The 24686-nt window shown below is 70.1% G+C and carries 17 protein-coding genes and 1 pseudogene; 10 read left to right on the top strand and 8 right to left on the bottom strand.

Going from position 1 to position 24686, the window contains the following annotated elements:
- Window positions 1-47 precede the first annotated feature (47 nt).
- The 4 genes from O7621_RS11665 to O7621_RS11650 are packed head-to-tail and all read left to right on the top strand — an operon-like array spanning window position 48 to window position 5824.
- Entirely contained in the window at window positions 48-1508 is a 1461-nt protein-coding gene (locus O7621_RS11665; RefSeq protein ID WP_282233981.1) for an AlkA N-terminal domain-containing protein, read from the top strand.
- Window positions 1509-2036 (top strand): methylated-DNA--[protein]-cysteine S-methyltransferase, encoded by a 528-nt coding sequence (locus O7621_RS11660; RefSeq protein ID WP_282233980.1) that lies wholly within the window; start codon window positions 1509-1511, stop codon window positions 2034-2036.
- A gap of 30 nt (window positions 2037-2066) precedes the next feature.
- Window positions 2067-3851 carry an ABC transporter ATP-binding protein gene (locus O7621_RS11655; protein ID WP_282233979.1) on the top strand — a complete coding sequence of 595 codons (1785 nt, stop codon included), beginning with the start codon at window positions 2067-2069 and terminating at the stop codon, window positions 3849-3851.
- The gene (locus O7621_RS11650; protein ID WP_282233978.1) at window positions 3848-5824 is read left to right on the top strand and encodes an ABC transporter ATP-binding protein; all 1977 of its coding nucleotides are present in this window, start codon (window positions 3848-3850) and stop codon (window positions 5822-5824) included. The genes O7621_RS11655 and O7621_RS11650 overlap by 4 nt, the downstream gene beginning before the upstream one ends.
- Here O7621_RS11650 and O7621_RS11645 read toward each other — a convergent pair.
- Both O7621_RS11645 and O7621_RS11640 read right to left on the bottom strand, forming a co-directional pair.
- Window positions 5817-6644, bottom strand: coding sequence for a class I SAM-dependent methyltransferase (locus tag O7621_RS11645; protein WP_282233977.1), 828 nt, complete (start codon window positions 6642-6644; stop codon window positions 5817-5819). The two genes, O7621_RS11650 and O7621_RS11645, sit on opposite strands and share 8 nt — an antisense overlap.
- Before the next feature lie 141 nt (window positions 6645-6785).
- Complete coding sequence (locus O7621_RS11640) at window positions 6786-10193, bottom strand: IPT/TIG domain-containing protein (protein ID WP_282233976.1); 3408 nt, start codon at window positions 10191-10193, stop codon at window positions 6786-6788.
- Between the two features lie 361 nt (window positions 10194-10554).
- On the opposite strand from O7621_RS11640, the gene O7621_RS11635 reads away from it, so the two are divergent.
- Window positions 10555-11307: an SGNH/GDSL hydrolase family protein gene (locus tag O7621_RS11635; protein ID WP_282233975.1), complete on the top strand. Its 753-nt coding sequence runs from the start codon at window positions 10555-10557 to the stop codon at window positions 11305-11307.
- Between the two features lie 50 nt (window positions 11308-11357).
- Here O7621_RS11635 and O7621_RS11630 read toward each other — a convergent pair whose 3' ends face one another.
- Window positions 11358-11975 carry a hypothetical protein gene (locus O7621_RS11630; protein WP_282233974.1) on the bottom strand — a complete coding sequence of 206 codons (618 nt, stop codon included), beginning with the start codon at window positions 11973-11975 and terminating at the stop codon, window positions 11358-11360.
- A gap of 60 nt (window positions 11976-12035) precedes the next feature.
- On the bottom strand, window positions 12036-12788 hold the full coding sequence (locus O7621_RS11625; protein WP_282233973.1) for a hypothetical protein: 753 nt from the start codon (window positions 12786-12788) through the stop codon (window positions 12036-12038).
- 89 nt (window positions 12789-12877) lie between these two features.
- Between O7621_RS11625 and O7621_RS11620 the strand changes: the two genes are divergently transcribed.
- Both O7621_RS11620 and O7621_RS11615 read left to right on the top strand, forming a co-directional pair.
- Window positions 12878-14098: a DNA recombination protein RmuC gene (locus tag O7621_RS11620; protein ID WP_282233972.1), complete on the top strand. Its 1221-nt coding sequence runs from the start codon at window positions 12878-12880 to the stop codon at window positions 14096-14098.
- Between the two features lie 172 nt (window positions 14099-14270).
- Window positions 14271-17528 carry a S8 family serine peptidase gene (locus O7621_RS11615; protein WP_282233971.1) on the top strand — a complete coding sequence of 1086 codons (3258 nt, stop codon included), beginning with the start codon at window positions 14271-14273 and terminating at the stop codon, window positions 17526-17528.
- A gap of 136 nt (window positions 17529-17664) precedes the next feature.
- On the opposite strand, the gene O7621_RS11610 is transcribed toward O7621_RS11615, so the two are convergent.
- Window positions 17665-18129: a hypothetical protein gene (locus O7621_RS11610; protein ID WP_282233970.1), complete on the bottom strand. Its 465-nt coding sequence runs from the start codon at window positions 18127-18129 to the stop codon at window positions 17665-17667.
- Window positions 18130-18134: 5 nt separating this feature from the next.
- Window positions 18135-19142, bottom strand: coding sequence for a 4-hydroxy-3-methylbut-2-enyl diphosphate reductase (locus O7621_RS11605; RefSeq protein ID WP_282233969.1), 1008 nt, complete (start codon window positions 19140-19142; stop codon window positions 18135-18137).
- Window positions 19143-19275: 133 nt separating this feature from the next.
- Here O7621_RS11605 and xseA point away from each other — a divergent pair, with 133 nt between their 5' ends.
- From xseA to O7621_RS11590, 3 genes and pseudogenes are all read left to right on the top strand, one after another.
- Window positions 19276-20505 (top strand): exodeoxyribonuclease VII large subunit, encoded by a 1230-nt coding sequence (gene xseA, locus O7621_RS11600; RefSeq protein WP_282233968.1) that lies wholly within the window; start codon window positions 19276-19278, stop codon window positions 20503-20505.
- Window positions 20506-20598: 93 nt separating this feature from the next.
- Complete coding sequence (locus tag O7621_RS11595) at window positions 20599-20802, top strand: exodeoxyribonuclease VII small subunit (RefSeq protein ID WP_282234554.1); 204 nt, start codon at window positions 20599-20601, stop codon at window positions 20800-20802.
- Window positions 20803-21234: 432 nt separating this feature from the next.
- Window positions 21235-22791, top strand: a pseudogene (locus O7621_RS11590) (carbohydrate-binding protein); the annotation flags it as partial.
- Between the two features lie 524 nt (window positions 22792-23315).
- Here O7621_RS11590 and O7621_RS11585 read toward each other — a convergent pair.
- Window positions 23316-24011, bottom strand: a complete 696-nt coding sequence (locus tag O7621_RS11585) for a GntR family transcriptional regulator (RefSeq protein ID WP_282233967.1) — start codon at window positions 24009-24011, stop codon at window positions 23316-23318.
- Between the two features lie 83 nt (window positions 24012-24094).
- Window positions 24095-24649 carry a DUF4245 domain-containing protein gene (locus O7621_RS11580; RefSeq protein WP_282233966.1) on the bottom strand — a complete coding sequence of 185 codons (555 nt, stop codon included), beginning with the start codon at window positions 24647-24649 and terminating at the stop codon, window positions 24095-24097.
- Window positions 24650-24686: the final 37 nt, after the last annotated feature.

Below are 24686 nucleotides of genomic sequence, written 5' to 3'. Positions count from 1 at the left end.
CCGATTCCCGCCAGCCGACCGGGCCCGCAAGCGGGCAGGATCGACCCATGGAGCTCGACTTCGAGCGGTGCTACCGAGTGGTGGACAGCCGCGACCAGCGTTTCGACGGCTGGTTCTACACCGGCGTGACGTCGACCGGGATCTACTGCCGGCCGTCCTGTCCGGCGGTTACCCCGAAGCGGCACAACGTCCGGTTCTTTGCCTCGGCGGCCGCTGCGCAACAGGCCGGGTTACGCGCCTGCCGGCGCTGCCACCCCGACGCCACCCCGGGCTCGCCGGACTGGGACCGCCGCGCCGACCTGGTCGGACGGGCGATGCGGTTGATCGGCGACGGGGTGGTGGACCGCGACGGCGTGCCAGGGCTGGCGCGCCGGCTCGGCTACACCGAACGGCATCTCACCCGGGTGCTGACCGAGCAGGTGGGGGCCGGCCCACTGGCGTTAGCCAGGGCGCAGCGTGCGCAGACGGCCCGGATCCTGGTGGAGCGGACCGCCCTGACCGTCGCTGAGATCGCGTTCGCGGCTGGGTTCGGCAGCCTACGGCAGTTCAACGACACGTTCCGGACGGTGTACGGCGGCCCGCCGTCGACGCTGCGCGGCCGCGTGCGGCCCGGTGCGCCCGACCGGGCCGGGGTGATCACCGTACGGCTGGCGTTCCGTCGGCCGATGGCGGTCGACGCCGTACTCGGATTCCTGGCCGACCGGGCGGTGCCCGGCGTGGAGTCCGCCGACGGCGGCGGATACCGGCGTGCGCTGCGGTTGCCGTACGGTGCCGGTGCGGTGGCGCTGACCCCGCACGACGGTTTCCTCGCCGCCGCGTTGCGCCTCGCCGACCTGCGTGATCTGGCACCGGCGGTGTCCCGCTGCCGCCGGCTTTTCGACCTGGACGCCGATCCGGCGGCGGTGGACGCCGTGCTGGGTGCCGATCCGGCGTTGGCCGCTGCTGTCGCCGCCGAGCCCGGGGTCCGGGTGCCGGGCGCGGTGGACGGCTTCGAACTGGCGGTACGGGCCGTGGTCGGGCAGCAGATCTCGGTGTCCGCCGCCCGCCGGGTGCTGGCCCGCCTCTGCGCGACGACCGCGTCGCGAACAGCCCCGCCTGCGGACGGTCTGGCGCCGTTCCCGGGCCCGGCCGAACTGCTCGCCCTGCCCGACGACGCCTTCGCGATGCCAGCCGCCCGGCGCGGCACGCTGCGCGCGTTGGCCGCCGGGGTCGCCGACGGCGACATCGGGCTCGACCCGGGCAGCGACCGGGCCGAGCTGTCGCACCGGCTCACCGCACTGCCCGGCATCGGCCCGTGGACCGCCGGTTACGTGGCGATGCGGGCGCTCAGCGACCCGGACGTGCTGCTCGGCACCGACCTGGGGGTACGGCGCGGCGCGGCGGCGCTCGGCCTGCCCGCCTCCCCCGCAGACCTGACCACCCACGCTGAGCTCTGGCGGCCCTGGCGGTCCTACGCCAACCTGCGGCTGTGGCGGTCCGCCACGCCAATGAAATCTACATCGGAGTGAATGATGACAACGTCTTCGACATTGGACGCGAGTACGGTCGCCACGGCGGTCGGGCCGCTGACGCTGATCACCGACCCGGGCGGGGCGCTACGGGCCGCCGGGTTCACCGCCGACCCGGACGACCTGCTCGCCGTGGTCCACCCCGACCTACGCGGGCCGGTGCGCCGCCGGGCCGACCTCGGCGACGTCACCCGCGCCGTACGGTCCTATCTGGCTGGTGACTTCACCGCGATCGACCGGCTACCGGTATGCCAGCACGGCGGCCCGTACCAGCACACCGCCTGGTCGGCGCTGCGCGAGGTGAAGCCCGGTGAGCCGGTCAGCTATACGGCGTTCGCCCTGCGGTCCGGCCGGCCGGCTGCGGTCCGGGCGGCGGCCGGTGCCTGCGCCCGCAACGCGGTCGCGCTGGTCGTCCCCTGTCACCGGGTGCTGCGCGGCGACGGCACGCTGGGCGGCTACCGATGGGGTCTGCCGATCAAGAAGTGGCTGCTCGACCATGAATCGCAGGTGACCTTCGCGGGGCGGTGAACCGGTGCCGGCACCGGCTACCGTCGTGGTGTGGACGCCGTACCCGACCGATCTCCGCCCCGGCGGCGCGCCGTCCACAATCTCTGGCGGCTGCGCCGCTACCTGCGCCCGTACCTCGGTCAACTCGGTTGGCTGCTGGCGGCCGCTGCGGCGGCGACCGGAGCCGGCATCGCCATCCCGCTGGTCATCGCCGAGGTGGTGGACGGCCCGGTGGCCGCCGGTGATCCCGCCGGTCTGCTGCTCCTCGGTGGACTCGCCCTGCTGCTCGGCGTCGTCGAGGCGGTGCTGATCTTCATCCGGCGGTGGGCACAGAGTGCCTCGTCGATCGGGATGGAAGGCACCATCCGCGACGACATCTACACCCACCTGCAGCGGCTCCCGGTCACCTTCCATGACCAGTGGCAGTCCGGGCAGTTGTTGTCCCGGGCGATCAGCGATCTGTCGGTTATCCGACGCTTCCTCTCCTTCGGTCTGCTGTTCCTGATCCTCAACTCGGCGACCTACCTGACCGTGGTGGCGTTGCTGCTGCACCTGTACTGGCCGTTGGGACTGGTGGTGGCGGCCAGCGCCGTACCGCTCTACCTGTTCAGCCGCCAGTTCACCCGCGCCTATCTGCGGGTGTCCCGACGGATGCAGGACCAGCAGGGTGACCTGGCCACCCTGGTCGAGGAGTCCGCGCAAGGGCTGCGGACCATCATCTCGTTCGGGCGCGGGCCGTACCTCACCGCGCGCTTCACCGACCTGGCCCGCGAGCTGCACGACACCGCGGTCGGCAAGGGCCGGCTGCTCGCCCACGCGTCGGCCCGCTACGACCTGGTGCCGAACGCGAGCCTCGCGGTCGTGCTGGTCGCCGGGGCCGGCGCCGTCGCCGACCAGCAGCTCACCATCGGTCAACTGGTCGCCTTCGTCACCCTGCAACTGATGCTGATCTGGCCGATCAAGTCGCTGGGCTGGATCATCTCGCACGCCCAGGAGGCGATGACCGCCGCCGACCGGATTCAGGAGGTGCTGGACACCTCGCCGTCGATCGTCGACCGACCGGACGCCGTCCGGATCCGGGTCGGTGAGGTCCGCGGTGAGTTGCGTTTCGACAACGTCACCTTCGGCTATCCGGGGACGCCGGAGCCGGTGCTGCGCGGCGTCGACCTCACCGTACGGCCGGGTGAGACGCTGGCCATCGCCGGCCTGACCGGCAGCGGCAAGACCAGCCTGGTGTCGCTGGTGCCGCGACTTTACGACGTCACCGGCGGACGGATCACCCTGGACGGTCATGACCTGCGTGACCTGCGCCTCGACGAGCTGCGCCGGTGCGTGGGCGTGGCGTTCGAGGACCCCACCCTGTTCTCGATGTCGGTCCGGGAAAACCTGACCCTCGGCCGGCCGGACGCCACCGACGCCGAGGTGCACGCCGCCGTCCGGTTGGCGCAGGCCGACTTCGTCCACGACCTGCCCTGGGGGTTGCGGACCCGAATCGGCGAGCAGGGGCTGTCACTGTCCGGCGGGCAGCGGCAGCGGCTGGCGCTGGCCCGGGCGGTGCTGGGCCGGCCCCGGGTGCTGGTGCTCGACGACCCGCTGTCCGCCCTGGACGTGCACACCGAGGCGTTGGTGGAGCAGGCGCTGCGCCGGGTGCTGGTCGGCACCACCGCGCTGCTGGTGGTGCACCGGCCGTCCACGGTCGCGTTGGCCGACCGGGTGGCACTGCTGGACGCGGGGCGGATCGCGGCCGTCGGCACCCACACCGAACTGCTCGCCACCGTGCCCGCCTACCGGGCCGTACTCTCCGCCGACGGACCCGGCCTGGTCAGGTCCCGGTGAACCGGACCGACGATGCCGGCGGCACCGCGGACCGTGACGCGAGCAGGTCCGACGACGCTCAGCCGGACTGGCGCGGGGTCTCCGACCGGGCGGCGGACGAGGTCGGCGGCGCAGGCAACGGCGGTCCGGTCTACAACGCCCGGGTCCGGGCCCGCAGCCGGGCGCTGCTCGGCTCGCTGACCCGGCCGCACCGGCGGATGATCGCGGTGGCGGTCGGCCTGCTGCTGCTGCAGAACGCCGCCGCGATGGCCGGTCCGTACCTGGTGATGCTGGGCATCGACCGGGCCATCCCGCCGCTGACCGACGACGGCGACGCGGGGCCGCTGGTCGCGATCGCCGTCGCCTTCGCGGTCGCCACCGTCGCCGAGTACGTCGGCAAGCGCAGCTTCCTGATCCTGTCTGCCCGGATCGGTCAGGCGATCCTGCTCGACCTGCGTCAGCGGGTGTACCGGCACTTTCTCAACCTGTCGGTCAGCTTCCACGAGCGTTACACCTCCGGCCGGGTGGTGGCCCGGCTGACCAGTGACATGGACTCGATCTCCGAGCTGGTCAACGGCGGCATCGACGATCTGGTGCTCGCCGGGCTGTCGGTGGTCTCGGTGGCGGCGATCCTGCTCTGGTTGGACCTGCCGCTGGCCCTGGTGACCCTGCTGGCGTTCCCGTTCCTGGTGTGGATGTCGATCTGGTTCGCCCGCGCCTCCACCGTCGCCTACCGGCGTACCCGGGAGACCGTGGCGCTGCTGATCGTCCACTTCGTGGAGTCGCTCGGCGGGGTCCGGGCCGTGCACGCGTTCCGGCGCGAGCCCCGCAACCAGGAGATCTTCGCCGAGGTCAACACCGGCTTCCAGCGGGCCAGCCTGCACGCGTTCCGGCTGATCGCGATCTACTCACCGAGCCTCAAGGGCATTGGCAACGTGGCTGTCGCGATGGTGCTCACCTTCGGCGGTTGGCAGGTGCTGCAGGGCCGCACCGAGATCGGCGTACTCGCCGCGTTCCTGCTGTACCTGCGCCGGTTCTTCGAGCCGATGCAGGAGCTGAGCCAGTTCTACAACTCGCTGCAGTCGGCGACCGCGGCGCTGGAGAAGCTCTCCGGCGTGCTCGACGAGCGGCCGGACGTCGCCGAGCCGGTGCGGCCGCGTCCGCTGCCGCAGCCGGTACGCGGCGCGGTGCGGCTGCATGCCGTCTCGTTCGGCTACCGGCCGGACCGTCTGGTGCTGCCCGAGCTGACCCTGCGGATCCCGGCCGGGCAGACGGTCGCGCTGGTCGGGGCCACCGGGGCCGGCAAGTCGACGATCGCCAAGCTGGTGGCCCGGCTCTACGATCCGGTCAGCGGGTCGGTCACCCTCGACGGCGTCGACCTGCGTGAGATCGCCGGCCGCGACCTGCGGCGAAACGTGATCATGGTTACGCAGGAGAACCACCTCTTTGCCGGCAGCGTCGCGGACAACATCCGGTTCGGCCGCCCGGACGCCACCGACGCCGAGGTGGAGGCCGCGGCGCGGGCGATCGGCGCGCACGAGTTCATCTCCGGACTTCCCGACGGGTACGCCACCGACGTGCACCGGCGCGGCGGGCGGCTGTCCGCCGGGCAACGGCAGTTGGTCGCCTTCGCCCGGGCGGTGCTGGCCGACCCGGCGGTGCTGATCCTCGACGAGGCGACCTCGTCGCTGGACGTGCCGACCGAGCGCCTGGTGCAGCGGGCGTTGCAGACCATGCTCAACGGCGGCCAGAACGACGATAGCCAGAACTGCGGTGGCCGCAACGGCGACGGGCCGGTGGCCAACCGCTGGCCGACCGGCCACGGGCGCACTGCGCTGGTCATCGCGCATCGGCTGTCGACGGTGCAGATCGCCGACCGGGTGCTGGTCCTCGACGACGGCCGGATCGTCGAGGACGGCCGGCCTGCCGACCTGATCGCCGACGGCGGTCGGTACGCCGTGCTGCACCACCAGTGGCGCGACAGCCTCAGCTGAGCCGGACCGCCTGCAGGGTGTAGCTGAGTGGGAACCGCTCCGGTCGTTCGGTCAACCGCCACTCGCCGTCATCGCCCTTGGCCATCCGGCCGGGCAACGCGTTCCACGGCACGCTTTCGTGCTCGACCAGCATCGTCACCTGCATCCCGACGCCGGTGAGCGCGGTGAAGATCTCCCCGATGCCATGGTTCCACGCGTGGGTCAGGTTGTGGGTGAAGCTGACCTCGGTGTCGACGTACGTGCCGTCCTCGTTCCACACCAGCGGCCGGTCCGTCTCGAAGTACGGCAGGTCGAGCACGAGCAGGCCGTCCGGGCGGGTCTCGTCGACCGCCCACAGCGCCGGGTGCCCCTCCCGCAGGAACAGCCGGCCGCCCGGCCGCAGCAGTGCGGCCACCGTCTCCGCCCATCGGGTCACGCTCGGCAGCCAGCAGAGCGCACCGATCCCGGTGAAGACGAGGTCGAACCCGCCCGCGCCGAGCACCTCCACGGCGCGGTAGACATCGGCTTCGACGTACTCGATCGGGGTCTGTGCGGCTGCGGCGATCCGCCGGGCCTCGGCCAGGGACGCGCCGGAAAGGTCCAGGCCGGTCATGGTCGCGCCCAGCCGGGCCAGCGACAGCGTGTCGGTGCCGATGTGGCACTGCAGATGCACCCCGCGTACGCCGGTCAGGTCGCCGAGCCTCGGCAGGTCGAAGCGCACCACCTCACTGAGCAGCGCCGGGTCGGCGATCAGCTGCGCCACCCGGTAGTCCGGCGATGCGGCGTGTGCCGGCGCGCGCTCGTCCCAGCTGGCCCGGTTGAGCGCCAGATAGTCGGTCATGCCGCCGACCATCGCATGATCCGACGCCGCTGGCACCCCGTTATCGTCCGGTCGGGCTCCGGCCCGGTGAGTCTGGTAACGGCGGGTGGCCCCGGTCGCTCATGCGCTCCCGGGGCCACCCGCTTTCTCAGTTGTTACGTGTCACGCCCTGTTCGCCCGACGGCGGGTGAGCAGGAGCAACGAGATTCCCAGCACCACGAGCGCACCGCCGCTGGTGATCAGGTTCGTGGTCGCGCTGCCGGTGACCGGCAGCCCCACGTACCGGAACGCGATCTCGTTCGAGGTGCCGTTCGGTGTCGTCACCGTGATGGTTGTGTGCTTGACGTCGCACGGCGGAGTGACGAAGGTCAGCGAGGTCCCGGAACTGTTGACCGTGACCTTGTTCGCTGGAATCGTCTTGCCGCAGATCGTCACGGTCGTCTGGCCCGGGATGAAGCCGCTGCCTCCGACGACCACTGTGGTCCCGCCGTTGGCCGGTCCCTGTCCAGGGTCGACCGAGTCGATCACCGGTGCCGGGCCACCCGAGTAGGTGAAGCCGTCGGGAGCGACCGCGTCATCACCCGGCAACACCACCACCACATCAACCGGACCCACCGGCCCCGGCGGCGTCACCACCGTCAACGACGTACCCGACGGATCCACCACCAGATCAGTCCCCGGCACACCACCGAACGTCACATCAGTCGCCCCGGTGAACCCGGAACCCGTGACCGTCACCGTGGTACCACCCGTGTTCGGACCCGAATCCGGAACCACCGAATCAATCGTCGGCGGCACATAGGTGAAGATCCCCGCATCCGCAGTACCAGCCGGGAACACCAACACCACATCAGCCGGACCAGCAGCACCCGGCGGAGTCACCACCGTGATCTCCGTACCAGCCGGATTCACCGCGAACCCCGTACCCGCCACGCCATCAAACGTGACACCGGTCGCCCCAGTGAAACCCGAACCAGTAATCGTCACCGTGGTACCACCAGACGTCGGCCCGAAATCAGGATCCAGACCCGTCACCACCGCATCCGAACCATCAGCCAGATACGTGTACGCCAACGGATCAGTCGAACCACCATCAGTGGTCACCACCACATCCACCACACCAGGCGCATGCGCCGGAGTCACCGCCGTCAACGACGTACCCGACGGATCCACCACCACATCAGTGGCCGGCAACCCGTCAAACGTCACCGCCGTGTCACCCGGCACAAAACCCGAACCAGTGATCGTCACCGTCTGACCACCAGACTGCGGACCAGAATCCGGATCAATCGACGACGCAGTCGGCGGCGCGACCACATAAGTGAAGCCGTCGGGAGCGACCGCGTCATCACCCGGCAACACCACCACCACATCAACCGGACCCACCGGCCCCGGCGGCGTCACCACCGTCAACGACGTACCCGACGGATCCACCACCAGATCAGTCCCCGGCACACCACCGAACGTCACATCAGTCGCCCCGGTGAACCCGGAACCCGTGACCGTCACCGTGGTACCACCCGTGTTCGGACCCGAATCCGGAACCACCGAATCAATCGTCGGCGGCACATAGGTGAAGATCCCCGCATCCGCAGTACCAGCCGGGAACACCAACACCACATCAGCCGGACCAGCAGCACCCGGCGGAGTCACCACCGTGATCTCCGTACCAGCCGGATTCACCGCGAACCCCGTACCCGCCACGCCATCAAACGTGACACCGGTCGCCCCAGTGAAACCCGAACCAGTAATCGTCACCGTGGTACCACCAGACGTCGGCCCGAAATCAGGATCCAGACCCGTCACCACCGCATCCGAACCATCAGCCAGATACGTGTACGCCAACGGATCAGTCGAACCACCATCAGTGGTCACCACCACATCCACCACACCAGGCGCATGCGCCGGAGTCACCGCCGTCAACGACGTACCCGACGGATCCACCACCACATCAGTGGCCGGCAACCCGTCAAACGTCACCGCCGTGTCACCCGGCACAAAACCCGAACCAGTGATCGTCACCGTCTGACCACCAGACTGCGGACCAGAATCCGGATCAATCGACGACGCAGTCGGCGGCGCGACCACATAAGTGAAGCCGTCGGGAGCGACCGCGTCATCACCCGGCAACACCACCACCACATCAACCGGACCCACCGGCCCCGGCGGCGTCACCACCGTCAACGACGTACCCGACGGATCCACCACCAGATCAGTCCCCGGCACACCACCGAACGTCACATCAGTCGCCCCGGTGAACCCGGAACCCGTGACCGTCACCGTGGTACCACCCGTGTTCGGACCCGAATCCGGAACCACCGAATCAATCGTCGGCGGCACATAGGTGAAGATCCCCGCATCCGCAGTACCAGCCGGGAACACCAACACCACATCAGCCGGACCAGCAGCACCCGGCGGAGTCACCACCGTGATCTCCGTACCAGCCGGATTCACCGCGAACCCCGTACCCGCCACGCCATCAAACGTGACACCGGTCGCCCCAGTGAAACCCGAACCAGTAATCGTCACCGTGGTACCACCAGACGTCGGCCCGAAATCAGGATCCAGACCCGTCACCACCGCATCCGAACCATCAGCCAGATACGTGTACGCCAACGGATCAGTCGAACCACCATCAGTGGTCACCACCACATCCACCACACCAGGCGCATGCGCCGGAGTCACCGCCGTCAACGACGTACCCGACGGATCCACCACCACATCAGTGGCCGGCAACCCGTCAAACGTCACCGCCGTGTCACCCGGCACAAAACCCGAACCAGTGATCGTCACCGTCTGACCACCAGACTGCGGACCAGAATCCGGATCAATCGACGACGCAGTCGGCGGCGCCGGTGCGGCCGGACGTTCACAGGTGGCCTCGGCGATGATGACTTCACCGACCGGGATGACCACCGGGAACCCGAGGAGCAGACCCGAGAGTGAGGCGGTGAGCACGATGGTGGCCGCCGCCGCGCTGTCGGCGGTGACGGTCTCGATACGCGACAGTGAGACATCGAGCATCGCTCCGACCAGACCCGGCACCGTCACCGCGGCGCTCACGTCAAGGCTCGGCCCGTTCGGGATCAGGACCTCCGCCAGGCCGAACACGGTAAGCCCGGTCAACGTCGTGTCGGCAGTCTGCGGACCGACGAAGGGGCAGCTGACCGCGGCCTCGACGGCCGATGCGGTCAGCACGTTCACGCCGAGGATGTCCAACGACACGTCGGCGACCGAGGACGAGGCGGACGACGAGATCGGGCCCCTGGTAGCGCTGACCTCCAGGACGGTGCCGTCGGCGGCGACGCCGATGGCTCCCGGCAGGGTGATGTCGAGCAGGGTCTCGGTGTCGGTGCCGCCGGCGGGTGGGGCGTCCACCGACCCGATCACCGCACTGGCCTCGATCACCGGAATCCCGAGGACCTCAGCCGAGAGGTCGACGATCACCCCCCTCGCATGCGCGTCTCCGGGAGCTGCGTAGGCGGGTGCGGCCGTCACCGCCAACCCGCCAGCGGTGCCAAGTAGCGCGGCCAGCGAGACGCTGGCCACCCGTTTCAACGTTGACTGCACTTTTCCCCCGTCTCGTCTTCTGCGTGAGCCGGACAGGCCGGTGTGCCCATCCGTCACAAACGAGAACGACAACAAATAGGGCAAGTCGTGCAAAACTACCAGAGGTCCAGCTCACACGACACCCATGTCCGACGCGGCGTGGCCGGCCAGACGGGACGGCGTCCGCTGAACGGATCCACTTCCGCCGTTCGTCGGACGTGCCCACAGGTTGATCCCCTAAGCTCACTCAACTGGCCCCGGACGGGCTGCCCGGCCAGGAAGCATTGCCCGCCAACCGTCAGAGCGGGATCCGCGTCACAGCACCAGTCGGTACCGGGAGGTAACTTGGTGCCGCTGGTCATGCGGGACGGGGAGGTCGCGGGTGCGGTATGTGGCGATCGGGGACAGTTTCACCGAAGGGCTCGGCGACGAACTACCGGACGGCGCCGTACGCGGCTGGGCTGATCTGGTCGCCGCCGGCCTCGCCGCCGCGAACGGCGGCCCTGTGCAGTACGCCAACCTGGCGATCCGGGGACGGCTGCTGGAACCGATAGTCACCGAGCAGCTCGACCGGGCGTTGTCGCTGTCCCCACTCCCGACGATGATCACACTCAACGGCGGCGGCAACGACATGATGCGCGCCGGCACGGACCTGAGCCGGTTGGTCGCGCTGACCGAGGGCGCGGTACGCCGCTGCGCCGACGCCGGCGTACGGCTGGTGCTGCTCAGCGGCGGCGACCCGAGTGCCCGGCTGCCGTTCGGCGCGACGATGCGGCGACGCGGGCTGGCGCTGACCGCCGCCACCGCCGAACTCGCCACCCGGCACGGTCTCGACTTCATCGACGTCTTCAGCGACGTGGAGATCCGCCGCGAACAGTACTGGTCGCCCGACCGCCTGCATCTCAACTCGGCCGGCCACCGCCGGGTCGCCAGCCTGGTGCTGGACGGGCTGGGCCACCCGACCGAGGCGCACGTGGTCGACCCGGCACCGGTCGGCCGGCGCAGCCTGCTCGCCGAGGCCCGCTACTACCGGGAGTTCGTGGTGCCCTGGGTGCACCGCCGGCTGCGCGGCCGCTCGTCCGGCGACGGGCGGACCGCGAAGTACGCCGACTGGGTGCCGGTCCAGGCCGGCTGACCGTGTCGGATCGGACCCGTTCGCCGGCTGATGGTCCGCCGGTGCCTGCGTCACCAGCCACGCAGGAAGCGCAGGCCGAGCAGGAAGGCCACCACCGACGGCCCGACGAACAGCGTCACCGCCTGCAGCCGATACGGCATCCGGTGCCGGCCGAGTTCGAGTGCGTTGGCGAACACCACGGCGGCGGCGAGCATCATGAAACCGCCCCACCAGCCGGTGTCTCCGGCGTCGACCAGACCGGTCACGATCAGTCCGAGGGTGACCCCGACCCCGGCACCGGTGACGGCCAGCAGGGCCACGGTGCGGTGCAACCCCCGGGCGAGTGGATGGTCCGGACGCCAGCCGTAGGTACCGGCCACCGCCAGGCAGGGCAGCACGACGAGCAACGGCCAGCCGTCACCCATCAGCCCCAGCATGAGCAGTGCGCCCACGGTGAAGACGATCGCGCCGATGCCGGCGACGACGTACCCACCGAAGGCGCGGCCGCCACCGCGGGCCAGCAGCGGGCCACCGGCGGCGGCGATCAACGCACCGGGTACCAGGATGAACCCGGCCCACCAGTGGAACCGCCCGGACGACTGGGCGGCGGCGGTCGCCGCCCCGGTGGCCAGGGCTGCCGCGCCGAGACCGGCGAGCCAGCCGCGCTGAATCTGTCGCTTGGTCTCCACGGTGACGAGCCTGCCCGCTCACTGGTCGACGGACCATCCGGGTAGCCCTACTTCCGAAGGTCAGAAATCCCCGAATCCGCCGAAGTCGCCGCCACCGAAGTCGCCACCACCGAAGTCCTCGCCGCCGGAGAAGTCCTCCCCGCCGGAGAAGTCCTCGTCACCGCCGCCGTCTTCCAAGCCGGCGGCGTACCCGGCGTCGTAGCCGGGGTCGCCGAACGCCGGAGAGAACAGCGCGCTGAAGACCAGCATGCCGCCGATCGCACCGGCCGCACCGGCCAGCGCCGGCTTCCACAGCGGTTGGGAGTACCAGCCGGCCGGCACCGGCCGACCCTGGTGGTAGCCGCCCGGGTAGTAATGCGGTGTCTGCGGGCCGGGGTTGGGCCCGGCCCGGAAGGTCTGCCCCTGGACGTCGACCTCCCGCTCCTTGGTCAGCTGCCCGGCGCCCCGGGCTGCGGCCAGCGGGGGCAGCTCGGGACCGGGGTCGATGCCGAGCGCCACCCGGGCCGCCCGGACGTAGGCCAGGCCCTCCAGGGCGGTCTCCCGGGCCAGCTCGAACTGCTTGACGCTGCGGGCCTGCTCCAGCTGGGAGCCGGCCGCAGTGTAGCGCTCGCCGGCGTCGAGCAGCGACTGCCGGACCGCCGGCTGGTCACCGTGCAGGTTCATCACCTGGCCGCCGAGCCGCTCGTACCAGCGCTGTGCTTCGGCCCGGGCGTCGGCCAGCGCCCGCTCCTTGCGGGCGGCGCTCTCCCCCCGCCACCACAGCAGGCCGCCGGCGAACAACGCCACCAAGACCAGGAGCAGAAGAAATTCCATGGCTACGACGGTAGCCGCACTGATCCACCACCAGCCACAACGACGGGCGGTGCGCGGACGTCGGCGGGCGGGCGGCGTACCTGTTTGACATGCTTTCCGGCGTGGATGTCGCGACGGTAGTGGTGGTGATCGTCTGTCTCGGTTTCGGCGCGGCGCTCGGCTGGCTGGCCGCCCGGGCCCGGTCGGCGGCCGAGATCGCCCGGCTGGACGCGACGCTGCGCGCCACCCGCGACGGCGAGGGCCGGTTGGAGCAGTCGATGCGGGCGCTGTCGTACGAAGCGACCGCCCAGTCGCAGGAGGCGGTGGCGCGTGCGGTGGCACCCCTGCACGACGCGTTGCGCCGCTACGAGCAGCGGGTGGCCGAGCTGGAGCACGACCGGGTAGACGCGTACGCCGAGCTGCGCGAGCAGGTCCGGGCGATGGGTGGAGTCTCCGCTGAACTGCGTACCGAGACCAAGCAGCTGGTGGCGGCGCTGCGCGCGCCCCAGGTGCGCGGCCGGTGGGGTGAGCACCAGCTGCGGCGCATCGTCGAGGCGGCCGGGATGCTGGAGCACTGTGACTTCGCCGAGCAGGTGACCGCGCGGACCGAGCAGCAGACGGTCCGCCCGGACCTGGTGGTCCGGCTGCACGGCGGGCGCAGCGTGGTGGTCGACGCCAAGGCGCCGTTCGACGGCTACCTGTCCGCGATGGAGGCCCGCGAGGAGCGCAGCCGGGACCAGCACCTGGACAGTCACGCCCGGCAGCTGCGAGCCCATGTGGACGCGCTCGCCGCGAAGCAGTACTGGTCCGCGTTCGATCAGACGCCGGAGTTCGTGGTGCTGTTCGTGCCGGCCGATTCGTTCCTGGATGCCGCGTTGCAGCGCGACCCGGCTCTGTTGGAGCACGCGTTCAGCCGGGACATCGTACTGGCCACCCCGGCGACGCTGGTGGCGTTGCTGCGCACGGTCGCGTACTCGTGGCGGCAGGAGGCGCTGGCCCGCAACGCGGTGGCGGTGCACGGACTGGCCCGCGAACTGTACGGGCGGCTGGCCACGCTGGGCGAGCATGTCACCAAGCTGGGTAACGCGCTGGGAGGTGCGGTCACCGCGTACAACCGCGCGGTGGGATCACTGGAGGGGCGGGTCCTGGTGAGTGCGCGCAAACTCGCCGATCTCGGGGTCTCCGGCACTGAACTGACGCCCCCGCCACAGGTCGAAGTGGCGCCCCGTCAGGTGCAGGCGCCAGAGCTGGAATCGCCGTCGGCCGGCGATGACCGGGCGCATCGGACACGTCCCGAGTGGACCGGGTTGAGCTGGGAAAACCCCGAATAGACATCACTCATTGCAGGCATTTCACTACGACCACGCCACCCATTCAGGGAAGTGCATGTCACGGGCTGGTCACAACGCTTGGCTAGGTAGTGACAGCGCTCCACCGGAACACAAAGGATGCGGTCACACGTGCCCTGCACCACAGGGCCCAGTTCTTCCGGAGGAAGAGAACGTGAGTAAACCCCGCATCTGGAGACGGCGAACCTCTGCCGCGCTCCTGGCATCCGTCATGGTGGCCGGTGCCGTGACGCTGGCGGGTGGTGCGTCCACCGCGAGCGCCAACCCGTCGACCAAGGCCGACGTACTGAAGGACACCCCTACCGATACGTTGGGGTCACACGATCTCGACCTGCTCGCCGAGGCGGAGGCGAAGAGCGAGCAGAGCGTCACCTTGCTGGTCGCCACCGAGCAGGGCCAGGCACCGAAGGTCGCGGCCGAGCTGAAGAAGCTCGGCGGCGTGATCGGCAACCAGGTCGACGAGGTCGGCTACGTCCGGGCCCGTGTGCCGGTCAAGAACGTCGTCGCGGCGTCGAAACTGCCGGGGGTCTCGGCAGTCGACCTCAACGAGACGATCCCGATGCCGGACCCGGTGCCGGAGAGCATGGCGGCGGCTTCCTCCGTGGCGAGCGCGACTACCGGCCCGGGGCCGGACACCGGCGCGGTCAACCCCTACATGCCGACCGGCGAAACCGGCGCGGTCTCGTTCAAGAAGAGCCACCCGCGCTGGGACGGCCGCAACGTCGTCGTCGGTATCATGGACTCCGGGATCGACCTGGACCACCCCGCGTTGCAGACCACCACCACCGGGGAGCGGAAGGTCATCGACTGGGTCACCCCGATCGACCCGCTGTACGAGAATGACGGCACCTGGCGGCCGATGCTCACCAGCGTGAGCGGCCCGAGCTTCAGCTACGCCGGGGTCAGTTGGTCCGCGCCGGCCGGCGACTACATGATCAACCTGTTTTCGGAGTCGATCACCGCCGGCGGGGCGGCCGACGGTGACGTCAACCGCGACGGCGACACCAGCGACCGATTCGGCGTGCTGTACGACCCGGCCACCAACGACGTACGGGTCGATGTCGACCAGGACTTCGACTTCACCGACGAGCCGGTGATGCGCCCGTACCAGGAGAATTTTGACATCGGGCACTTCGGCGCGGACGACCCGACGACCCCGATCGCCGAGCAGGTACCGTTCGTCGTCGAGTTTCGTACCGACGTCGACACCGCTCCGGTCGGCGGTCCTGGCCTGATCGACTACGTCAACATCGGCCTGATCTCGTCGTCGCACGGCACCCACGTGGCAGGCATCGTGGCCGCCAACGACATGCTCGGCAACGAGGACTTCGACGGTGCGGCGCCCGGCGCGAAGCTGGTCTCCTCGCGGGCCTGCACCTTCGCTGGCGGCTGCACCGCCGCCGCGTTGACCGACGGCATGATCGACCTGGTGATCAACCGGGGCGTCGACATCATCAACATGTCGATCGGTGGTCTGCCGGCGCTCAACGACGGCAACAACGCCCGTGCCGAGCTGTACAACATCCTGATCGACGTGTACGGCGTCCAGATGTTCATCTCCGCCGGCAACTCCGGCCCGGGCACCAACACCATCGGTGACCCGTCGGTGGCGTCCAGCGTGGTTAGTGTTGCCGCGAGCGTGAGCCGGGACACCTGGCTGGCCAACTACGGCTCCGAGGTACGCACCCGCAACTCGCTGTTCCCCTTCTCGTCGCGCGGTCCGCGTGAGGACGGCGGGTTCAAGCCGAGCATCAGCGCCCCCGGCGCGGCCATCTCCACCGTCGCCGGCTGGGAGGAGGGCGGCCCGGTCCCTGAGGCCGGCTACCCGCTGCCGCCCGGCTACGCCATGTACAACGGCACGTCGATGGCCGCCCCGCAGGCCACCGGCGCGGTTGCCCTGCTGATGTCGGGCGTCAAGGCCAAGGACCTCGACGTCACCCCGATGCAGCTGCGTCGGGCGCTGTACAGCGGTGCCCGCTGGATCAACGGTGCCTCCGCCCACGAGCAGGGCAACGGCATGCTGCACGTGGCCGACACCTGGAAGCTGCTGCGCGAGGGTATCGAGGTCAACGGCTACGACGTCAGCGCCCCGGTCTGCACGCCGATCTCGGAGTACCTGGCCACCCCGCACAAGGGCACCGGCGTCTACAACCGGTGCGCCGCCGACGCCGGTGGTCACCGGCCGGGCCAGTTCAAGTCCTACCCGGTCACCATCACCCGGACCAGCGGCCCGGACGTCGACCTGCTGCACAAGCTCAAGTGGGTCGGCAACGACGGCACCTTCGCCGCCCCCGGCCAGGTGGTGCTGCCGCTGAACGAGGCCGTCACGTTCAACGTGCGGGCCACGCCGGACGCCGGTGTGCACAGTGCCATCCTCCGGGTGGACAACCCGTTCACCGCCACGGTCGACTTCGAGATCATGAACACGGTGGTGGCATCGACCGCGATGAGCAGCCCGGAGTACGAGTTCAACACCTCCGGCAAGGTGACGCGTAACGCGTACACGTCGTTCTTCGTCACGGTGCCCGAAGGCGCGACGGCGCTGCAGGTCAGCCTGTCGGGCATCGCGGACGGATCGCAGACCCGGTTCATCGCGATCGACCCGTACGGCGTACCGCTGGAGAGCTCCAGCAGTCTGCGCTGCTACACCAACTTCTCCGACCCGAGCGTCTGCAAGCCGGACGAGCGGGACTACCAGGACCCGCTGCCTGGGGTCTGGGAGATCGAGGTGGAGTCGCGGCGGACCTCGCCGATGCTGCAGAACCCGTTCGAGTTGACCGCCCAGGTACAGGGCGTCACCGTCGACCCGGCCAGCACGGTGCTCGAGGACGTCACCCTCGGTGAGCCCACCCCGCTCAGCTGGACGGTGGAGAACGTCTTCGGCCCGGTTACGGTCTCCGGGCAGGGCGGCTCGCTCGGCTCGGCGAGCAGTGACCGGCCGACGATCGCCGACCTGGAGGTGCAGACCTTCCAGGTGACGGTCCCGGCCGGGGCAACCCGGTTGTTCGCGAAGATCGGCAACACCAGCGATCTCAGCGCCGACCTGGACCTGTTCGTCTACCGGAACGGTTCGCTGATCGACTACACCGCCGACGGCGACTCCGAAGAGGCCGTCACGATCGACAACCCGGCACCCGGTGTCTACGACATCGAGGTCGACGGGTACTCGGTGCCGGCCGGCACTACCGAGTACGACTACCTGGACGTGTTCTACTCGACCGGGTTGGGCACCATCTCGGTCGAGTCGGGCTCGACGGAGCTGGCCAACGGCGCAAGCGCCACGCTCAGCGGCAGCGTCACGGTGGACGCCACTCCGGAGGCGGGCCGGGAGCTGTTCGGTGAGATGCTCGTCGTCACCGAACAGGGCGCGGTCGTCGGCCGCGGCGGAGTCTCGGTCAGCTCGGTGAGCTGACCTACGGCTCGGCCGTACGACGGTAGAGGGGCCCACCCCGAGTCGGGGTGGGCCCCTCGCTGTTGTCCTACGGGCACCGACGCAGGCACCAGGGTCGTCGCTCGGCGCAGGTCAGGGTCGGTGGTCGCGCCGTCGGTCAGGCGGGCTCGATCCGCTGCACCATGAACGGGGTGCCCTGCTGGCAGGTGGTCATCAGGTCGGCCTGGACGTGACCGGTGACGCTCAGCCGGGCACCCGGACGGATCAGGTCACGCGAGCCGCCGACCAGCAGATAGCCGTCGAGCAGGTAGCAGTCGTGCTCCACCCCGGCCTCGACGGTGCCGGTCAGGGTCATCGGCCGCGACGACCCGATCGACTTTCCCGGTCCCGGGGTGCCCCCCGGCACCGAGGTGGGCAGGTCTTCAGGCGGTCCAGGGGTCTGCGGTGCTGTGCTCACCGTGGCACCTCCGCTCGGTGATTCGGCTGCCGGCGGCGTGGACGGCGCGACCGTCACGGTCGGCACCGGGTCGGGGTCGGGCTCGGTGGTGGGTTCGCCGGTGCCGCACGCCGGCAGCGCCAGGCAGGTCAGCAACAGGGGTACGCCGATCCGAGTGACTCTCATACCGGCTAGGACGCGGTGGCCGGGACGTCCGTTCCCGCCGCGGCTGCCTTCATGTCCCGACGCAGCTCCGACGGCAGCGAGAAGGTGATCGTCTCCTCGACCGTGGTGACCTGCTCGACGTCGGTGAAACCCCGTGCGGCGAGGTGGTCGACCACCTGGTGCACCAGTTCGTCGGGAACGCTGGCACCGGAGGTCAGCCCGACGGTGGTCGCGTCGGCCAGCCAGGCGTCGTCGATCTCGTGGGCGAAGTCGATCAGGTAGCCGGCGCGGGCCCCGGCGTCGATCGCCACCTCGACCAGCCGCACCGAGTTGGACGAGTTACGGGAACCCACCACCAGCACCACGTCGCACTCGGCCCCGATCTGCTTGATCACCTGCTGGCGGTTCTGGGTGGCATAGCAGATGTCGTCCGTCGGCGGCGACTGCAGCATCGGCAGCCGTCGCTTGAGGCGGCCGACCGTCTCCATGGTCTCGTCGACCGACAAGGTGGTCTGCGACAGCCAGACCACCTTCTCCGGGTCCCGTACGGTGATCTTGTCGGCGTCGTCCGGGCCGTCGACCAGTTGGATGTGCGCTGGGGCCTCGCCGGAGGTGCCGACCACCTCCTCGTGGCCCTCGTGGCCGATCAGCAGGATGTCGTAGTCCTGCGCGGCGTACCGGCGGGCCTCCTGGTGGACCTTGGTCACCAGCGGGCAGGTGGCGTCGATAGCCTTCAACGACCGGGCCTTCGCCTGCCGGTGCACCTCGGGAGCGACGCCGTGTGCCGAGAAGACCACGGTCGAGCCGTGCGGGACCTCCTCGTTCTCCTCGACGAAGATCGCGCCCTTGGCCTCCAGGGTCGAGACCACATGCTTGTTGTGCACGATCTGCTTGCGTACGTAGACCGGGGCGCCGTACAGCTTCAGCGCCTCCTCCACGGTCTGCACCGCGCGGTCGACGCCGGCACAGTAGCCACGGGGGTTGGCCAGCAGCACCCGCTTGCGGTGGACCGGTTTCGCGTCAGGCTCGCTCACCCGGCCGAGTCTACGTGCCGTGGACCACGACGGCAGCGTGGCCGACCGGCGGGACCGGACCGGGACCAGCCGGCGTTCGCCGACCGGCGGGGCGAGCGGCGATGGTGTCACCACCCGCCCGTACCCTTGCCGGGTGACCGACACCGACGCGACGCCGCGCAGCAGCGCGGACGAGCCGTGGCCGGTCCGGGTGGTCAGCCAGAAGATCAGCGCCTGGATCGGCCGACTCGGCTGGGTGTGGGTCGACGGGCAGGTCGCGCAGATCAGCCGGCGGCCCGGCGCGACCACCGTGTTCCTGACCCTGCGTGACCCGTCGGCCGATCTCAGCCTGACCGTCACCACCAACCGTGACGTGCTCGACCTCGGCGCGCCGGAGCTGACCGACGGCGCCCGGGTGGTGCTGCGCGCCAAGCCGGAGTTCTACCCGGCCCGGGGCACGCTCAGCCTGCGCGCCGACGAGATCCGCCAGGTCGGCCTCGGTGAGCTGCTGGCCCGGCTGGAGAAGCTGAAGAAGCTGCTGGCCGCCGAGGGGTTGTTCGACCGGGCCCGCAAGCGCCGCCCGCCGTTCCTGCCGCAGCGGATCGGGCTGATCACCGGCCGGGCGTCGGCCGCCGAACGGGATGTGCTGACCAACGCCCGCCGACGCTGGCCGGCGGTCGACTTCCGGGTGGTCAACGTCGCCGTGCAGGGCTCCGGCGCGGTGCCTCAGATGATCGACGCGCTGGCGGTGCTCGACGCGGATCCGTCGATCGACGTGATCGTCATCGCCCGGGGCGGCGGGAGCGTCGAGGACCTGCTGCCGTTCTCCGACGAGGCGCTGTGCCGGGCGGTGTTCGGGTGCCGTACCCCGGTGGTCAGCGCCGTCGGTCATGAGACCGACGCACCACTACTCGACTACGTCGCCGACGTACGGGCGTCCACGCCGACCGACGCGGGCAAACGGCTGGTGCCGGACCTGGCCGAGGAGCTACGGCTGATCGCCCTGGCCCGGCACCGGCTGGACCGGGCGGTGACCGGTCTGCTCGACCGGGAGACACACCGGCTGGAAATGGTCCGGTCCCGGCCGGTGCTCGCCCGGCCACAGGTGCTGCTGGACGGGCGGGCCGGCGAGGTCGACGCGCTGCGGGACCGGGCCACCCGCTGCCTGGCGCACCGGTTGTCCGCCGGCACCGCCGAGCTGGGACACACGCTGGCCCGGCTGCGCGCACTGTCACCGGCCGCGACCCTCGACCGGGGGTACGCGATCGTGCAGGACGCCGCCGGCACGGTGGTCCGCTCCCCCGCCGACGTCGCGGCTGGCGACCCGCTGCGGCTGCGACTGGCCGGCGGCGAACTGCCGGCCGTCGCGGCCCGACCCGAATGAGTGAGGCATCAGGTGACCACGAAGAAGGCAGCTGACCGCGGTACGGCGACCACGTCGGCGAAGGTTCCGGCGACTGAGCCGGCGGGTGGGCCGCTGGCGGCGGACTCGCTGAGCTACGAGCAGGCCCGCGCCGAACTGGCCTCGGTGGTGGATCGGCTGGAGTCCGGCGGCACCACGTTGGAGGAGTCGCTGGCGCTGTGGGAGCGCGGCGAGCAGTTGGCAGCCGCCTGTCAGCGCTGGCTGGACGGGGCCCGCCAGCGGCTCGACGCCGCCCGTGGCGCCCGAGCCACCGGCTGAGGGTGACCCCAAGACGGCATTTCGCCACAATCCGGCTACGATCTTGCAAGTTGATGGACATCGACCTATCCTTCGAGGAAAGCGCTTTCCAAAGTCAGGGCAAGGTGTGCTGCAGCACACCGGCGGCGGGGACGTGAGGACGGTCCGGGTGACCTCGCGCCCGCAGCGCTGACGGCCACGCGTCCGGGGCCCGGCGAGCCGCCGACTCGTCCACAACACCAAGAACACCGCACCTGGGTCGAGGCGTCCCTGCCCCAGCCCTCGCCGTCGTGGGCCGATGGCCGTCCGTCGACGGCCGGGCAACGGCCACACCGGCGCTGCAGGCAGGTTGACCACGGGCTGCAACCACGCGCCGCACCAGTTCACCGGGGCGGCACGAATCCTCCAGCAGTCGAACCGATTCCAGCAGTCAAAGACGAAGGCGAGACAACGATGAGACGACCAGTCGCACTGCGACTCCTCGCGGGGCTGGCCACCACGGCCGTGGCCGGAACGGTCGGCCTGGCACTGGCGATCCCGCAGGCCTCGGCGGCGACCGGCAGCGCCACCGGCTTCGCGACCCAGAACGGCGGCACGACCGGCGGCGCTGGCGGCCAGACCGTACGGGTCAGCACCGGTACCGCCCTGCACGCGGCGCTGTGCAACCGGGCCAGCAGCAGCACCCCGATCGTCATCGAGGTCCAGGGGACGATCAACCACGGCAACACCAGCAAGGTCTCCGGCGACAGCTGCAACACCGCCGATGACGTGATCGAGCTCAAGCAGATCAGCAACGTGTCGATCATCGGCGTCGGTAGCGGAGCGGTCTTCGACCAGATCGGCATCCACATCCGCGAGGCTCGCAACATCATCATTCAGAACGTGACGGTTCGTAACGTCAAGAAGTCGGGCTCGCCGACCTCCAACGGCGGCGACGCCATCGGCATGGAGGCCGACGTCCGCAACGTCTGGGTCGACCACGTGACGCTGGAGGCCTCCGGCGGTGAGTCGGAGGGCTTCGACGGCCTGTTCGACATGAAGAACAACACGCAGTACGTGACCCTGTCGTACAGCACCCTGCGCAACTCAGGCCGGGGCGGCCTGATCGGGTCCAGCGAGAGCGACCGGTCCAACGGCTACGTGACCTTCCACCACAACCTCTACGAGAACATCGACTCCCGCACCCCGCTGCTGCGCGGCGGCATCTCGCATATCTACAACAACTACTACGTCGACCTGCACGAGTCCGGCATCAACTCACGAGCCGGCGGACGCGCCAAGGTGGACAACAACTACTTCGAGGACTCGAAGGACGTACTGGGCACGTTCTACACCAGCGAGGCCGGCTACTGGCAGGTCAGCGGGAACATCTACGACAACGTGACCTGGTCCAGCCGCAGCGGCGACAACCAGCCGGCCGGACCCAACCCGACATCGAACACCAGCATCAGCATCCCGTACTCCTACCCGCTCGACGGGGCCAACTGCGTGCCGAACCTGGTCCGTCAGCTGGCTGGCGCCAACAAGGGCAACCGCGTCTCGGACGGCAGCTGCTCGCCGACCTCGCCGCCGCCGTCGAACCCGCCGAGCCCCACGCCGACCGTGCCGCCGACGCCCGGCCCGGACGGACGCTACGAGGCGGAGTACTCGCCGGCCTCGTGTGACGGTGAGATCGAGTCGGAGCACTCCGGCTACTCCGGCAGCGGGTACTGCAACACGGAGAACACCTCGGGTGCGGCGTCGCAGTTCCTGGTCAGCTCCAGTGGCGGCACGACGAACCTGACTATCCGGCACGCCAACGGCGGCTCGGGCAACCGACCGGCGAACCTGGTCGTCAACGGCTCGACTGTGCTGCAAGGGGTCGCGTTCAACCCGACCGGCGGGTGGACCAGCTACTCGAACGTCTCGGTCTCCGTAGCGCTCAACAGCGGCACCAACACGATTCGGCTGGTGGCCGCCACCGGTGAGGGCCTGAGCAACATCGACTACCTGCAGGTCTCCGGCGGCACCGGCCCCAGTCCGACCCCGAGCCCGACGGCGCCGCAGCCGACCTCGACCCCGACCCAGCCCGGTGGCACCAACCTGAGCATCGGCGCCGGATCGGACGGTTCGAGCAAGGGCAGCGGCACCAGCTACGGCGACGTGCGGGACGGCGACATGGGCACATACTGGTCGCCGAGCGGCACCACCGGTCGAATCTCGATCAAGTGGGACGCTGACACCACCGTCTCCTCGGTCAACATCCGGGAGGCGTCGGGTGCCGCAGGTGCCATCGGTTCGTGGCGGCTGTACAACCACGACACCGGTGCCACCCTAGCCTCCGGCAGCGGTGCCGGCGTGATCAGCTTCTCCTCGACCACGCTCCGCAAGATCAGCTTCGAGATCACCGGCGCCTCGGGCACGCCGCAGATCGCCGAGTTCGAGACGTACGCCTGACGAGACGTACGGCTGATCGGCGGCTGGACAGCCACCGCCGCCACTGATCAACTGCACGCCCCAACGAGCCGAACACCAGATACCTTTCCGACCCCGGATCAGGTATCTGGTGTTCGGCTTGAGCCGTCGGAGCGCCGGTAGGTACGGGCACCGTGCTCGGCCAACTCCCGGTGCACCTCGGCCGGATTCCCGGCTTCAATCGCGGCCAGCAGCCGCTCGTGCCGGTGCACCCCGTCGACCGGCTGCGCCACCTCCGCCTCCCGCCGCAGGTTGATCGCCATGTACAGCTGGAGCTTCAACAGCACCGACTCGTAAACCCCGGTGAGCTGCCGGTTACCGGCCAGGGCGACCAGCTCGACGTGGAACCGCCGATGCGCCTCGGCGACTCGCAGCCGGTCACCGACCGTGGTCGCCAGCCGCATCTGGTCGACCGCAGCCCGCAGGCCACCGAGGGCGGTATCCCGGCGCACCGGCAGCACCGACTCCACCGCGTGCCGCTCCAGGAGGTCGCGCACCGCGTACAGCTCCTGAACGTCGCGGTCGGACAAGGTCGCCACCCGCACGCCACGCCGGGGCACGTGCTCCACCAGGCCCTGCTCGGCGAGGAGCCGTAGCGCCTCACGCAGCGGTGCCCGGCTGATGCCCAGCCGGCGGGTCAGATGCTCCTCGACGAGTCGTTCCCCCGGGTCGGTCTTGCCGCTGAGGATCTCGCGACGCAGCCGCCGCACCGCCAACTCCACCAGGCTCAGGCTCTCCAGCTCACCATCCACCGACGATGCGGCCACGTCGCTCACCCCGTCGAGTCTGCCATCCGCAGCCCGGTAACCGGATTTCCGGCCCGGGCAACCGCCCTGGACGGGCCGGACCCGCCGACGGATCAGCGAGGGGTGAGCGCCTCGGCCATCAGCCGCAACTCCTGGGAGTCGGCCGTGCCGACCACCAGCACACTGTGCTGCGGCGCCAACCACACCAGTGCGCGTTCGCCGGGCCGGGCCGCGTACCGCTGCCAGGTCGTCGCCCCGATCGCCACACCACCCTGCGGCTGCGCGGTCGTGGTCAGCTCTGCCACCAGCAGCTCCGGTGCCGGCCGTGAACTCTGCACCACCTGGACGGCGGCGCCGGCCGGGGTGACGTAGCCCAGCCGCAGCGTCGGACCGTCCGCCGCCGACACCGGCCGGAAGACCGCACTCACCGTGACCCAGTCCGGTCCGAGACCGTCCGGCGCGCGCACGGGGAACTCGCCCGCCGCACCGGCCTGCTCGTACGCCGGCCCGGGATCCACCGCCACCGGGTCGTCGGCGCCGAGGAAGACCCGGTAGAACCCGAACACCAGCAGGATCGGTACCAGCAGGACGAGCAGCGACAGGGTGATGTCCCTCGGGGTGCGTTCGGCCCGGTCGCGCGCCGGCCTCGCCGGCCCGGTCGTCTCCATCCGCCCATCCTCCCAGCTCCTCGGCGCGGACCGATAC

This window comes from Solwaraspora sp. WMMD937 (assembly GCF_029581175.1).
Lineage (GTDB): Bacteria > Actinomycetota > Actinomycetes > Mycobacteriales > Micromonosporaceae > Micromonospora_E.
This window is presented reverse-complemented; position numbering and strand designations above follow the sequence as displayed.